This is a genomic window from Paragemmobacter amnigenus, from assembly GCF_009908265.2.
GTDB classification, from domain to species: domain Bacteria; phylum Pseudomonadota; class Alphaproteobacteria; order Rhodobacterales; family Rhodobacteraceae; genus Paragemmobacter; species Paragemmobacter amnigenus.
Map to the genome: position 1 here is coordinate 170,587 of NZ_JAAATX020000011.1, position 14,230 is coordinate 184,816.

Here is a 14,230-nt window from a genome sequence, read left to right on the forward strand (position 1 = left end):
CCGGAATTCACAATAACTAACGAGGACGAGCATGCCGGAACGGATCATGCCGGGATTGGGGCTGCGCGCCTTCTATGATCCTGGCCAGCGCAACTGGGGCACCAGTCTTAGCGAAGACCTGCGACGTGTGTCTGCGCTGGTTCAGCCGCGCGCCACGTCACGGACTGCAGCACTTCCTGCCACCGGCACCGCGGGCCAGATCGCCATCGTGCCCGCCACGGCAGGCGCCAATGCCAATGCGCTCGCACTCTGGGACCAGTCGCTAGCCGGGGCTGCGGCTTGGGTCTATCTGCCCCCGCAAGAAGGCTGGCAGGTCTGGATCGCCGACGAGGCCCGACATGTACGGTTCACGGCCGGATCATGGGTCGAGATTCCGCGCCCCGGCATCGTGCGCATCCGCACGCTCACCGCCACCAGCCACACACTGGAAACGGTCGATCTGGGCAGCATTCTCGAGACGACCGGTTCCTCGGCCGTCACCGTGACCATTCCACCCGAGGCCACCGTTTCCTTCGAGCTCGGCGCGCTGATTAACATCACGCAGGTTGGCGCCGGGGTCGCGACGGTGGCAGCTGCGGCGGGTGTGTCGCTGAACGGTGTCCCGGGCGGTTCGGTCGCCCTCGACGGCCAATGGTCCGGTGCCGCCCTCATGAAGCGCGGCGCCGATGCCTGGATCATCCAGGGTGCGCTGGTGGGAGCCGTCGCATGAGCCTCCTGATGATGCGCGGCGCCATTCTTGCCCAAGGCGGGGATACCGGGCCCCCGGTCGATATCGGCGCGATCTGGCAGCTCGACACCACCCGACGCCCCTCGGGCTATACCCTTTCGGATGGCAACCAGACTGCCGTGAACACCTCGGGCGGCAGCAACTACATGCGCTGGGTGCCGACTGCCAAGGCGATCCTCCCCACGGACGGGCGACGCTATTGGGAAGTCCTCTGCGCCCCGGGTGCCGCCACCTTCGACGGCTACATGGGCGTCGTCTCGGCCGCGCAGCGCGAGGAGTTCAATGTCGGCCTGAACCCGATCACGCTGGGCTCGATCGGCTGGCGTGGCACCGGCGCGCTTTGGTCCTCGGCCACTGCAACCGCCGAACAGCGCCTAACCGGTCTGCCCACCTTCGGCGCGAATGATGTGCTGATGTTCGTCCTCGACCCGGCCCTCGGCCGCCTCTGGATCGGCAAGAACGGGATCTGGCGCGATGACCCGGTCAGTGCGGCGGCGACTTGGACGGCGGGCGGAAGTCCCGGATTCTATCCGCAGGTCCAGGGGCGCAACCCCGGCGACGGCGGCACGATCCGCTCGTTGCCCTCCCAGTTCAGCTATCCGGTGCCCCCGGGCGTGACGGCATTGGGCTATCTCGATCCCGATCTGCGCTTCTTCGACGCTGCGGCTTTCCTCGAGATCGGCTGGGATCGAGGCCTCAGCATCGCGGGTGCCTCCCTCTGGATCAGCCGGGGTGGCGGGCAGCATCGCACCGCCGCAGATGCCTCGCTCTTTCTCGAACAGGGCGGAGGTCGCGGCGCCACCTGGACCCAAGCCAACCTCTACATCGAAGTGGAACTGCCATGAGCTATATCCTGCATCTCGGCCACCAGCCGACCGACGTCTCGGGCATCTCCGGGCTTCTGAACACGACCGCCATTGGCTTCGATGCCAACCTCGACGTGAATGGCATCCGCTTCATCGCCTCGCGCAGCTATGCCATGCCGTTCTCCCTCGGATTTGTGGCGCCCGCGGGCGATCTCTGGCTCGGCTTCCGCTACGTGCCGCCCAACGGGGATGCCGACCTCATCACCGAGGCCAATGCCAGTTTCATCGAGTTCTTCGACGCGAACCAGGTCCGCGTCGCGCAGATCCAGCCGGTGGCCAGCACGGATCGCTACCACGCTGTCGCACGCGGCGACACGAGCGTGCAGGGCAATTCGAGCTACACGCCCCCAAATGGCCAGCCGCAATGGATCGACGTGCGCGTGGCGGTGGGAGCCAGCATCACTATCGAGTTCTATGTCGATGGCGTTCTGCACAGCGCGGCCACCGCCGCCAATACACAAGGCAAGGGCAAGCCGGTGCAGATCGTCTTCCCGAATGTAGGGCTGCACGGCACCAGCGTCACCCGCACCTGGTACTATGCGCATTTCGCGGTGCTGGATGGCGTGTCGACCATCGGGCGGCGGTTCGTGCGGCGCACGCCCAATGCCATTGCGACCTTCAGCCAGATGGCGGGCAGCATCGATGCGCTGAAGGACGAGGATGTCGGCACGCGGGTGTCCAGCAACGTGGCCGGGCAGCGGCTGTCCTTCTCATTGACCGGGCCGACCGGGCCTGCGGCAGTTGCAGCAATCGCCGGTGTTCATGTGAAGCAGGTCGCGCAGGCAGGGACGGTTGGGCCGCAGGCGGCTGCGGGGTTCCTGCGGATGGGTGGGGTCAATCATGATGCGGCCCCGGTCACCGTCCCGTCCCTCATGCCGCGGTCGGTCTATTCCACTTGGGCGCTGAATCCGGCCGACGGCAGCGCCTGGACCAGCGTGACCCTGCCTGCCGAAGTCGGGATCCTCTCCGCATGAGCCCGCGACGTTCCGGAGATGGCCATGTCCGGATGCCGGATGCCGAGTTCGAAGAACTCCTCGCGCGGGCAGCAGAAGAGGGGGCGAAGCGCGCGCTGGCCGATGTCGGCCTCGACGGCAAGGAAGCCGCCCTCGACATCCGCGACCTGCGCGCGCTGCTCGATGCCATCCGCTTTGTCCGCCGTACGGCCGTCCAGAGTGCGGTTCATCTGATCACCACCGGCGTCATCCTGGCGCTTCTGGCGGGGATAGCGCTGAAGCTGAAGATCTTCGGCAGCGGGCCCTGACGGGGCGACACTGCCCGTTTCACCACCAACACGACCACCCGGCCCGCCCCTCGGCGGGTTTTTCCATTTGGAGGATCCACCATGCCGACCCTGTCTTTCCCCACCTGGCGCGAGGTTCCCGAGAAGGCGTGGGGCTGGCCCAGCTTTTCGCCGACCGAGATTGCCTGCCGAGGCACCGGCGCGATCAGGATCAACACCGAGGCGATGGACAAGCTGCAGGCCCTGCGCGACCGGCTGGGCAAACCGCTGATCGTCCGCTCCGCCTATCGCAGCCCGGAACACAACCGCGCTGTCGGCGGAGCCCCGGCCTCGAAGCACATGCAAGGCACCGCCTTCGACATCGCCATGGCGAACCATGATCCGGTGGCATTCGAGGCGGCAGCGCGAGCGGTCGGGTTCCTCGGCTTCGGCTACTACCCTCGATCCGGCTTCATGCACATCGACCTCGGGCCTGCCCGATCTTGGGGCGATCCCTTCCCGGTGCGGCCTGTGCCCTTCGCGCCGGAAATGCCGCCTGCGCGCGAGGTCCTCTCGGAAAGCCGCACACTGCGCGGTGGCGGGGCGGCCGGTGCTGCCACGGTCGGCGCGGCCGGGGTCGAGGTGCTGCAGGGCATTCTCATCGAAACCCAGTCCACGATCCAGCCGCTGGTGCCCTATCTCGACACGCTGCGCTGGGTGCTGATCGCCATCGCGCTGATCGGCATCGCGGTCACCATCCACGCAAGACTGGACGACTGGAAGCGGGGCCAGCGGTGATCGGCTGGCTACTCACCCATGGCCCGGCGCGAAAGGCGCTGGGCCTGATCCTCGCCATCACAGCGATCCTGCTGTTCCTCCTTAACCTCCGCCGTGCCGGTGAACGCGCTGGGCGCGCCACCGAACTACTTGATGCCAGAGAAAGAAACGATGCCATCCATCGTCAGATGCTTGAAGCCGCCGCCCGCCGCCCTCGCGATCGCGATGCTCTGGCTGACAGGTTGCGCGACGGTCGGTTCTAACACCCGCGCGCTCTGCCTGCCCGTGGTCGACTACACCACTGCTGAACAGGCCCGCGCGGCAGACGAGGTCGAAGCGCTGCCGGAAGGTGCGGTCATCGTCCAGATGCTTGTCGACTATGCTGTCCTGCGCGATCAGGCGCGGGCGTGCCGCTGAAACCCGATGCCGAGCGACACCCCCGAGGAAGCGCCAGACGCCTCAACCACGGCGCATAGCCCGGCCCGGTTCACTGACTCACGCTGTCCACGAGTGGCAGGCATTCGCTGCAGATCGATGATGGCAGGTCGGGCCATTCCCGTCTCGCGTCGCGATACCTCGCCCTGCAAGGTGGAGCACTGCCCCGAGTGTTTGGGATTGAGATCGAACTGGCTTCAGAGTGTTCAGATCCCTTGAAGCGGAAGGCTCTAAAGCGTTGTGGGGACGAGTGTTTCCGGCTAGTGTTGTGATAGGTTGCTATCAGGGAGCGCTCAGCCGATGGCAGGTCAGTCCAGCTCAAGGCCACAAAAGGCGTCGGACGGAGAAAAGAGGCAAATGCTTCTTCATCTGGAAGCCAATGTAATCAAGAGCTTAAAGAAGGCTGCGGTTGACCGCGAGTCATCTGCGTCGGCTATTGCGAACGAGGCCATAACTGAGTGGCTGAAAAAGAATGAATTTCGGCAGGCGTAGTGCTGCTGCGAGTGAGAAAGAATAGGATAGGCTAGGGAATGTCGCTTCCAACCATATTCGATATTTGCATTCCTCGCGATGACGTGGCCAACGGCTCCGTTACAGAAAGTGATTATGCTGCGAACCTTGCCAATGTCTTGAACCGCACAGCACCGCCGGATTACGCGGACGCCCCGACCTTTTTTACGAATACTTTCCCAACTGAGGGCTTGCGTGAGCTTCTAGCTAACGTTTGCGGAAGGCTCTCGGGGCGCGGCGATAGTGTATCGTCCGTATTCCGTCTAGATACTTCCTATGGTGGTGGTAAAACACATGGCTTGATCGCTTTAATTCATGCCGCAAATGGCATGAAGGGTGTGACCAATACGGCCGAGTTCCTTGACCCGGGGCTTGTCCCTGCTGGCAAGGTTAGGATCGCGGCTTTCGACGGAGAGAATGCTGACCCGTCGAATGGGCGTCCCATGGGCGACGGGGTTCGCGCGCACACCCCTTGGGGCGAGATCGCCTATCAACTTGCGGGCCCAGAAGGTTACCGGGTTGTGCAGCGATCGGATGAAGATCGCGTCGCGCCAGGTGCCGACACCCTGAAAGAGCTGTTTGGCGGTGAGCCCGTCCTGATCGTCTTGGATGAACTTGGCGAGTACCTTCGGCGAGTCCAAGGCATGGGTGGCCGTGATCAGTTAACCGCCTTTCTGAAGGCTCTGCTTACCGCGATCGAGAGCTCGCCGCGAGCCGCAATCGTCTACACCCTGGCCGTCCGATCGGATGGCAAGGGGATCGACGCATTTGCCGACGAGAACGAATTCCTATCGTCGGCGATGGCTGAACTTGAGAGCGTATCTGGACGAAAGGCAACTAACCTCAACCCGACCAAGGACGATGAAACGGCCAAGGTCATTCGTCGTCGTCTGTTCGCCAAGATCGACGAAGCAAAGGCCGCCGAGCTGATTGATGCCTATCGTGTTCTGTGGGCCAACAACCGCGACAACCTCTCAGAGGATGCGCGGCGGTCAACGACAGCGGCAGAGTTTGCAGACACCTTTCCCTTCCACCCGGACGTTCTCGACACATTGACTGGCAAGACCGCGACGCTTGGAGGCTTCCAGCGTGTCAGGGGCATGTTGCGGATTCTCGCAAAGACTGTGGCGTCTGTTTGGGCAACTCGCCCCGTAGATGCTTTCGCCATCCATCTTCATCACGTCGATCTGGGTTCAGAAGCGATACGACGAGAGTTCACCACCCGTTTGCAGCAGGGCGCCTACGTTCCAGCAATCCTGAACGATATTGCAGGCACCACTGAAAAGCCTGCATTGGCACAGGAACTCGATGCTAAGCATTACAAGGGGCTGCTGCCTTACGGCACGTACACCGCGCGGACCATCTTCATTCACACCCTTGCGTTCAACAATGATCTCAAGGGCTTGGCGCCGGATCATTTGAGATATTCGATCCTGAACCCGGCTTCCGATCTGGCGTTCATCGATGATGCTCGCACGAAGTTCAGGGCAGACTCGGCCTATCTGGACGACCGGCCCTCAGCTCCTTTGCGCTTCAACGCTGAGGCCAATCTCACGCAAGTAATCGGACGCGAAGAGAAGAACATTGATCCCGGAGAAGCCCGGTCGCAGCTCGCAGATCGGATAAGATCGATCTTCGGCGGCCAATCCTTCGACCTCGTGCCCTTCCCGGGCGGTCCCTGGGACGTTCCGGACGATGTTTCCGACGGGAAGCCTCGCTTGGTTCTACTGTCCCACGATGCTCTCGAAATTGGTCCAGACCTTCGCGAAGTGCCCGAGATCATCGGTAGGATGTTCGAGCGGAAGGGAGCGGACGGCAACGGTTTGAGGTCGCTTCGGAACAATCTGGTCTTTGCGGTTGCCGATGAGACCAAGGTGAATGAGATGAAGCGCGCCATTGTGCGCCGCCTCGCGCTTCAAGAACTGAAGCGGCCCGATCGGCTGCGTGAGCTAGCCGAGCATCAGCAGGCCAAGGTTCTGGAACTCGAGAAGAAGTCCGAAACCGAAGCCGCCATAGCGATCCAGCAATGCTATCGGCATGTTCTTTATCCGTCGCGTACGTCTCTTGGCGGCGCAGGAACCATTCAGCTCGCGCATGCCGTGATCGATATTCAGAACGCATCTGAGCGGCCGGGTTCTGGCCAGCTTCAGATTGTTCGGCAGTTGCAAAGCCACAACAAAGTTCGAGATGCGTCCGATGCGCCCGACTCTCCGTCCTACATTCGCGACCGGACGCCGCTGAAAAAGGGGCAGATCAGCTCGCGCGACCTTCGCGATGAGTTCCGGCGTGACCCATCCCTTTCGATCCTTCTGTCGGATGACGTGTTCATCAAGGCAGTGCGCAAGGGGATCGAGGAGGGCGTCTACGTCTACAAGCGCGGTGATCTCCTGGCCGGGCCGGGTGATCCGATCCCGACGATCAAGATTGACGAAGAAACCATGATCTTCACGATGGAATTCGCGAAGAACAAAGGTATCTGGCCGCGCCCGGCACCAGCATCGGCGGCGCAACCCGCGGCGGTCGGGGGTGGTGGGGCAGTTGTGACTGGGCCAACGCCGACAGGAGGTGGTGACTTCCCGCCGGTCGGGCCTTCCCCCGAGACTAGAGTGGGAGAGCGGCCGCAGACCCAGCTTGCCGGGGCGAAGGTGTTCACGGCCGAGGGCGTCTTGAAGGAGGCCCTGCGCCGCGTGATCGAACAGGCCAAGACCGCCAAGCTGGACAAGGTCGACCGGATCGTGATCCGGCTGTTCGAATATGGCGATGCCTTCAAGCTGGTGCCGATCGCGAACACGGTCGCCGGGGCGAAGCGGGGAGTTGAGCTTCTGGGCAGCTTCATGACCGCCCAGGACAGCACCTTCGAGTTCGAATTCAATGGCACTGCGCAGGATGCGTCGACCATGAAGGACTATCTCGAACCCCAATTCCGCGCCGCGAAAGAGACCGATCTGAAGGCCAGTATTTCGTTTGATTTCGACGCCGGGCTCGCGCTGGATGGCGACGCGGCGGACAAGTTCGTCGAAAAGCTGACGCGTTTTGCCAGCGCGGCGGCCTATGTCGAAGCAACGGCTGAGGTGAAGTGATGCGCGTGCCAAGCCGGAAGGAAGACCTCTCCATGATCTCGCGAACCCAACCGCAGTACGAATTGCGCGCAAGGCGCCACGGCCCCGGGGATACCGAGATCGAGATCTGGCAGCTTCCCTCCCTTGCCACGCCTCAGATCGTGGGTCCGCTCCGGCTGGCCGGGTTGCGGGGGCGCAATCTGGAACTGACCGAACACCGCGTGCTGCGGCGCCTGAAGGAAAGCGGGATCAGGCTGGACCTGTTGCCGATCGAGGGGATGGGATCGGCCCTGAACGAGGAAACGGCGCTGCGCCTGGCGCTGTTGTTCCGCACCCTCGCGCCGATGCGCAACCGTGACAACATGCGACTGGTCGCCGATGGGATCGAGGCGATGGGCAAGGAAGAGGCGGGCTACTGGCTGGGCATGTCCGTCCACCGCAAGAACCCGCGCCGGGTGCTGACCGCCCTGCGCATCCTGCTGACCGATCCGGCAAAATGATGAAAGAAGAGAAGCCCATGTCCGATGTTCGCCTGATTGAGCGCTGGTTGCCGATTGCCCAGATAGGTGCAGAGGGCGTCAGAGAGCGAACACCGATGACGCCCTTTCCCGCTCCCAATCGCCTCCATGTGTGGTGGGCCAGACGGCCACTCGTAGCGGCACGGGCGGCAGTGTTGGCGTCCTTGCTGCCCGAAAACACCAATCATGACGAATTCTTGCGTCTTATTGGAATCCACGGTGATCCAATTGCGTCTCGCAGAAGGATCGATCGAGCGAAGCGGTCGGGCGATCGATTTGAGGGCGAAGCGTATAGCTACAAGAGGGCGTTCACATATTCACCAACGGCTTCAGAGCTTGAGAGCATTCTAAAGAACGTTGGAGGAAAAGTGCCATCGGTCCTAGACCCAACGGCAGGCGGAGGCAGCATTCCATTCGAAAGCCTTCGACTCGGATTTTCTTCTTACGCTAACGACCTCAATCCGGTAGCCGCGACAATTTTGTCCGCCACCATTGACATGCCAGTGAAGCATGGAGACAAACTTCTCCCTGAATATAAGGCTGTAACGGAAGAATTTATCAGGAGGCGTGAAGCATCGATTCGGTCGCTGTACCCTGAAGAGCCAACAAAGGATTCACTTCCAACCAACTATCTTTGGGCAAGAACCATAACTTGCCCATATTGTGCTGGAAAGATTCCACTTTCACCTAATTGGAAGCTCAATGCTGCTGGATTGGGGGTAAGAGTTGTCCCGCAGAATTACGGCGAGAATGCGGATGGTGAGCGGTATTGCACCTTTCAGCTAGTTGATCGTCCAGAAGATCATTCGGAAGGCACTGTTTCTGATGGTGATGCAACCTGTCCGTATCCAGACTGCGCTCGCGTGATTGATGGACAGGAAGTAAAGCAGCAGGCGCAACATGGGGAAATGGGTGATCAACTTTTTGCTGTGATTTACAAGCGAAAGATTGAAAAGAGGCTTAAGTCGGGAAAGCTTGGAAAACCAAAGTGGGAAAGAGGGTATCGCGCACCCTTGCCGTCGGATGACAACGCTTCCCAGCTATCTGATCTTCTTGCAGAGCAAATTCCGGAATGGGAGGCGTTTGACTCAATTCCGAATGAAGAGTACCCATCCAACACCAATGACGATCGTCCAAGGCAATATGGTATGCCGCTCTGGCGTGACATGTTCTCGCCTCGGCAACTTCTTTGCCATGGCTATGCCTCAACCATCTTCAGGGAAATGGTTGAGGAGGACCTCGCAAATGATCGCTTGTCCGATGTCCGTCGATGCGCATACGTGTATCTGAGCTTCGCGTTAGATAAGCTTCGAGATTACAACTCACGCATGACGCGTTGGATTCCTAATCGAGAGGCCACTGCTAATACATTTGACCGACACGACTTCGCATTCAAGTTTTCCTATGCGGAGATGGTCATGATGGTTGAGGGCGCTGAGTACGACTGGACCATAGATCAGGTTGAGAAATGTATAGAGGAGCTAATTGCCCTCACAAGGGTGGGTGATTATTCGGAAGGCCCCTTGTTCCAAGAGACGCGTCGAAGCAAGGAATCAGAGTTTACTCTAAGTGCGAAGTCCGGAACCTCATTGGACCATATCGAGGACGGATCGATCGACGCGGTTGTCATGGACCCGCCTTACGGCGCTAACGTCATGTATGCCGAGCTGTCGGACTTCTTCTACGTTTGGCTTAAGAGAACTGCGGGCTTGGTTGCGCCAGAGCTCTTCACGCGCCGCCTGACTGATAAGCAGGCCGAGGCTGTCGCGAACAAAGCCCATTTCAAGGGGCAAAAGGGCGCGGATGCACTCGCCAATCGTGACTATCAAGAAAAGATGGCCGCGATCTTCGCGGAATGCCGCCGTGTCCTGAAGCCGAACGGTATCATGACCGTGATGTTCACGCACAAGGATACCAGCGCCTGGGACGCGCTGACGACCGGCCTTATCGAGGCCGGATTCATCATCACGGCTTCTTGGCCCGTGAACACCGAAGCCGAAGGCTCGCTCCACATCAAGGACAAGGCCGCCGCGAACTCCACGATCTTCCTCGTCTGCCGCCCGCGCCCGGCTGAGCAGAGCGACGAGACGACTTATTGGGAAGATGTCGAGCCCTTGGTGGCACAGGCCGTCCGCACCCGGGTGGAAGAGTTCCAGAAGGCCGGGATCGGTGGCGTTGACCTCTACCTCGCCTCCTTCGGCCCAGCGCTGGAAGAGTTCTCGCGCCATTGGCCACTGAAGCGCGGCACCCCGCGGCCCGAGCCGCTGGCCAAGAAGCGGCGGAAACAGGCGGAGCTGTTCGAGGAAGAGTTCGATCCGTACGCCGTGACGCCGGAGGACGCCCTCGACGCCGCCCGGCGCGAAGTGAAGACATGGCGCCTGAATCAGCTGACCCACACCAAGGGCCGCGCCGATCTGGACCCGACGACCTCGTGGTTCGTGCTGGCCTGGGACGCATTTAAGGCGCCAGTCTTCAGCTATGATGAAGGCCTGCGCCTAGCGCGTGCCGTCGGCGCTGATCTCGAGGGCCAGCTGATCGGCCGTCTGTGCGAGAAGAAGGGATCGGACATCAAGCTGTGGGACAGCGCCACCCGCGCTGCGAAAAGCGGCCTCGGCCCGGCTGACGGTTCACGGGCGATGATTGACGCGATCCACCACGCCGCCCACCGAGGCCGGACGCGCACGCTGGAAGGCGCGCTGGATCTGCTGAAGGACGCGGGGCTGGAAAACGATCCTCAGTTCCTCGCGGCGCTTGAGGCCGTTCTGGAAGTGCTGCCGCCATCGCGGGGCTTTGTCGGATTCGACGTTGCGACCGGCGATGCCAAGTCCGCCGCCGATGACTTCGACGCGCTTGAGAAGCTGCGGCGCCTGGCGTTCTCGGACAAGGTGGATGAACCCCAGCAGCTGTCCCTGTTCGCGGAGGAGGCCGTTTGAGCCTGCTGCGCGACACCGCTTGGCGCCTGAAGTATACGCCGGACGATGGCGACCTCGTCCGGCTGTTCTACGTTCCGGCTCTCCGATCGGCGACGCGTTATGACCGGCTGACGGGCTATTTCTCGTCTCGCGCGCTAGCTCTGGCGGCGCGGGGCATCGAAGGGCTTGTCCTCAACAACGGCAAGATGCGGCTAATCGTGGGCTGCACGCTGGGCGAGGAGGACGTCGAGGCGATCGAACGTGGCGAGGCCCTTCGGGATGCCGTCGAGCGGACGATCCAGAGGATGCCGCCCTTGACGGGCGACCCCCGCACCGTCGATGCCCTAGAACTTGTCGCTTGGATGGTGGCCCGAGGCTATCTTGACGTGAAGCTTGCGGTTCCTTGTGACGCGAACCGCCGCCCTATCCGCGATGACAGCATCTTTCACGAGAAGACCGGCATCATCGAGGATAAGACCGGCGATCGGCTCGCCTTTAATGGCAGCATCAACGAAACCGAGTACGGTTGGACGCGGAACTGGGAGAGCTTCAACGCTTTCACGTCGTGGAACGATGGGCCCCGTGTGGACGAGGAAGAGGCAAGTTTCGCCAAGCTCTGGGCGAATCAAGCTAAGCGGGCAATCACACTGGACGTGCCGACTGCGCTACGTGAGCAGCTGCTCACCTTCCTGCCCGATCCCGAGCAACTGCCCAAGCGGATGCAGGAGCATGAGGACGAGGGCAGGGAGGATAAAGGGACCCGCAGCACTGTGCAGCGCGCTGGCCAGGGTGATTTACCAGCGCCAATCGCCGCACCAGTTCTTTCGATCGACGAGGAACGCCAGGAGGTTTGGGAGCGGATCGCGAATGCCGCGAACGATCCAAATGGCGGCGACCGAGTAGGAGAGGCGACCTCTGCGGTCGTCCCTTGGCCCCATCAGGTGCGGGCCTTCCACCGGCTTTACGACCATTGGCCGCCAAAGCTTCTGATTGCTGATGAGGTCGGTCTGGGGAAAACGGTTCAGGCAGGTCTACTGCTTCGGCAATCGTGGCTTTCGGGGCGCGTGAAGCGCGCCCTTGTTCTTGCACCGAAAAACGTCTGTCGGCAGTGGCAGATCGAACTCCGTGAGAAATTCAATCTCAACTGGCCGATTTATGATGGACACCGTCTGGTTTGGTATCGGTCACCGGCGCGCGACCATAGTGCCGAGAAGGTGGTGTCGCGCGACGAGTGGCATCGCGAACCGTTCGTGATCATGTCCAGCCATCTCGCGCGTCGGAGAGAACGCCAATCAGAGATCTTGGATTCGGCCGATCCATGGGACTTGGTAATCCTTGACGAAGCCCATCATGCTCGGACCAAGGGAGCAGGAACAGCACAAGCCAAGGGCAGCAATCGGCTGCTTCAGCTTATGCGTTCACTGAAAAGAAGGACCGAGGGCTTGGTATTGCTTACTGCAACGCCCCTCCAGGTCCACGCTACCGAGCTTTGGGACCTGCTTGATCTGCTCGGAGTGCCTCCGGAGTGGTCCTCGGACGCCTTCGTTCGATTCTTCTCAGAGGTCTCGAAGGAACCGGTCAGCAACGACGGACTTGATTGGCTTGCTGCACTTTTCCGCGCGCATGAGGCGCATTTTGGGGAAATTCCTTGGGAGTCGGCGCAAGGCAAAACGGGTCTAAGCAGCCTGAAGATCAAGAAGGTCCTGCGAGCCCTGCGAGACAACGCAGCAACCCCCAGGCGTCAGCTTTCCCAGGAAGAGAGGCGCGCCGCTCTGACGATCCTGAAGAAGGCAACCCCGGTGAGCGCGCTCGTTTCGCGCCACACCCGCGAGCTGCTGCGGAAGTACTTTAAGGCCGGGAAGCTTTCGACTCCCGTTGCCACCCGCCAAGTCGAAGATCGGTTTATCCCCTTGTCTCAGGAAGAGAGGGATCTCTACCGGCAAGTCGAGACTTACATTTCTCAAACTTACAATGCCTCAGCGGCCGAAGCGCGCAATGCGGTCGGCTTTGTGATGACGATCTATCGCCGCCGGTTGGCTTCAAGCTTCCACGCCCTTCGAATGACCATGGAAAAAAGAAGGGGCGGCGTTGGCGACGTGCTTTCTGCAGCAGATGAGGCGCGGATCGATGAAAACGTCGCTGACCAAGTCGAAGCAGGCGAAGAAATCGATGCGGAGAGCGTATCTGAAGACGAGCGGAGGGCGCTTGCGTTTGAAGAGGTCGAGACGATCGACGAGATAGTTGAAGAGATCGGGCGGCTGCCGACGGATACCAAGGCCGTGCATCTTTCCAACGTCTTAGGCGAACTGAAGGCTTCTGGCTACTCACAGGTGATGGTCTTCACGCAGTTTACAGACACCATGGACTATCTGCGCGACCAAGTCGTTGCTGCAGGGTATTCTGTGATGTGCTTCTCTGGTCGTGGCGGAGAAGTTCAAGGGTCCGATCGCGCTTGGAGCCTCATTTCAAGGGACGAGGTTAAGCGCAGGTTCAAGGAAGGCCGTGCGGAAATCCTTGTTTGCACTGACGCCGCGGCAGAGGGTCTGAACTTCCAGTTTTGCGGTGCGCTGATCAATTACGACATGCCGTGGAACCCGATGCGAGTGGAGCAGAGGATCGGCCGCATCGACCGTCTTGGGCAGCGTTTCTCCGATATTCGAATCGTCAACCTGCACTACGAAGATACGGTTGAGGCTGACGTCTACCGCGCCTTGCGAAGTAGGATTTCCGTGTTTGAGAGTGTCGTTGGTGGTCTACAGCCGATCTTGACCAGATTGCCAAAGTTAATCGAAGAAACCGTACTTTCAAAAGCAACCAGTGATGATGCGCGTCGCGACGAAGCGTTGGGGCGGCTGGAGACTGAGCTTTCGTCAGGAGAGGGAACGTCAATCGACCTCGATGACTTCTCTGACGAAGAACTCACCTTCCCGCCACGCTTGGAGCCAGCCCTGAACTTGTCGGACCTGAAGGCTGTTCTTGATAGGCCCGCCCTACTTCCTCGTGGCACAGAGGCCGTGAAGCTGGACGCGAAGGACTACAGATTCACGGACGGCTTCTTGCCTCAAGCGGTGCGTGTGACCGTGACCTGCCACTGAACTTTCATCCAGCCGCGACCGGAGCCGGTAGCTGATTTACGCCTTTCGGCGTAGGTTGAGCAATCGCCCGGCGCGCGGAGCTCTCATCGCGTGCAGCGGGACGGGCGATTGC

10 protein-coding genes are annotated in these 14,230 nt (G+C 60.9%); all 10 read left to right on the plus strand.

Annotated features, from left to right (window positions below; genetic code table 11):
- The first annotated feature begins 31 nt into the window (after window positions 1-31).
- The 10 genes from GU927_RS16085 to GU927_RS16135 all read left to right on the plus strand — a co-directional run bounded on the left by GU927_RS16085 (window position 32) and on the right by GU927_RS16135 (window position 14,118).
- Complete coding sequence (locus GU927_RS16085; RefSeq protein WP_161763472.1) at window positions 32-709, plus strand: DUF2793 domain-containing protein; 678 nt, start codon at window positions 32-34, stop codon at window positions 707-709.
- Complete coding sequence (locus GU927_RS16090) at window positions 706-1,572, plus strand: hypothetical protein (protein ID WP_161763473.1); 867 nt, start codon at window positions 706-708, stop codon at window positions 1,570-1,572. Before GU927_RS16085 ends, GU927_RS16090 begins: the two co-directional genes overlap by 4 nt.
- Window positions 1,569-2,567 carry an FscB gene (locus GU927_RS16095; RefSeq protein WP_161763474.1) on the plus strand — a complete coding sequence of 333 codons (999 nt, stop codon included), beginning with the start codon at window positions 1,569-1,571 and terminating at the stop codon, window positions 2,565-2,567. Before GU927_RS16090 ends, GU927_RS16095 begins: the two co-directional genes overlap by 4 nt.
- Entirely contained in the window at window positions 2,564-2,854 is a 291-nt protein-coding gene (locus GU927_RS16100) for a DUF6127 family protein (RefSeq protein ID WP_161763475.1), read from the plus strand. Before GU927_RS16095 ends, GU927_RS16100 begins: the two co-directional genes overlap by 4 nt.
- 81 nt (window positions 2,855-2,935) lie before the next feature.
- Window positions 2,936-3,610: a YcbK family protein gene (locus GU927_RS16105; RefSeq protein ID WP_161763476.1), complete on the plus strand. Its 675-nt coding sequence runs from the start codon at window positions 2,936-2,938 to the stop codon at window positions 3,608-3,610.
- 171 nt (window positions 3,611-3,781) lie between these two features.
- Window positions 3,782-4,006: a hypothetical protein gene (locus tag GU927_RS16115; protein ID WP_332838508.1), complete on the plus strand. Its 225-nt coding sequence runs from the start codon at window positions 3,782-3,784 to the stop codon at window positions 4,004-4,006.
- A 548-nt stretch (window positions 4,007-4,554) separates the two neighbouring features.
- Window positions 4,555-7,614 carry an ATP-binding protein gene (locus GU927_RS16120; RefSeq protein ID WP_161763477.1) on the plus strand — a complete coding sequence of 1,020 codons (3,060 nt, stop codon included), beginning with the start codon at window positions 4,555-4,557 and terminating at the stop codon, window positions 7,612-7,614.
- A 32-nt stretch (window positions 7,615-7,646) separates the two neighbouring features.
- Window positions 7,647-8,093, plus strand: coding sequence for a DUF7680 family protein (locus tag GU927_RS16125; protein WP_217765706.1), 447 nt, complete (start codon window positions 7,647-7,649; stop codon window positions 8,091-8,093).
- Window positions 8,090-11,044, plus strand: coding sequence for a DUF1156 domain-containing protein (locus GU927_RS16130; protein ID WP_217765707.1), 2,955 nt, complete (start codon window positions 8,090-8,092; stop codon window positions 11,042-11,044). Before GU927_RS16125 ends, GU927_RS16130 begins: the two co-directional genes overlap by 4 nt.
- Entirely contained in the window at window positions 11,041-14,118 is a 3,078-nt protein-coding gene (locus tag GU927_RS16135) for a DEAD/DEAH box helicase (protein ID WP_161763480.1), read from the plus strand. Before GU927_RS16130 ends, GU927_RS16135 begins: the two co-directional genes overlap by 4 nt.
- Window positions 14,119-14,230 lie beyond the last annotated feature (112 nt).

What these genes read in the sequence shown, in the direction of transcription:
- GU927_RS16085 (WP_161763472.1), top strand. Translation starts at nt 32, where the DNA reads ATGCCGGAACGGATCATGCCGGGATTGGGGCTGCGCGCCTTCTATGAT.
- GU927_RS16130 (WP_217765707.1), top strand. Translation starts at nt 8,090, where the DNA reads ATGATGAAAGAAGAGAAGCCCATGTCCGATGTTCGCCTGATTGAGCGC.
- GU927_RS16100 (WP_161763475.1), top strand. Translation starts at nt 2,564, where the DNA reads ATGAGCCCGCGACGTTCCGGAGATGGCCATGTCCGGATGCCGGATGCC.
- GU927_RS16090 (WP_161763473.1), top strand. Translation starts at nt 706, where the DNA reads ATGAGCCTCCTGATGATGCGCGGCGCCATTCTTGCCCAAGGCGGGGAT.
- GU927_RS16105 (WP_161763476.1), top strand. Translation starts at nt 2,936, where the DNA reads ATGCCGACCCTGTCTTTCCCCACCTGGCGCGAGGTTCCCGAGAAGGCG.
- GU927_RS16095 (WP_161763474.1), top strand. Translation starts at nt 1,569, where the DNA reads ATGAGCTATATCCTGCATCTCGGCCACCAGCCGACCGACGTCTCGGGC.
- GU927_RS16120 (WP_161763477.1), top strand. Translation starts at nt 4,555, where the DNA reads ATGTCGCTTCCAACCATATTCGATATTTGCATTCCTCGCGATGACGTG.
- GU927_RS16125 (WP_217765706.1), top strand. Translation starts at nt 7,647, where the DNA reads ATGATCTCGCGAACCCAACCGCAGTACGAATTGCGCGCAAGGCGCCAC.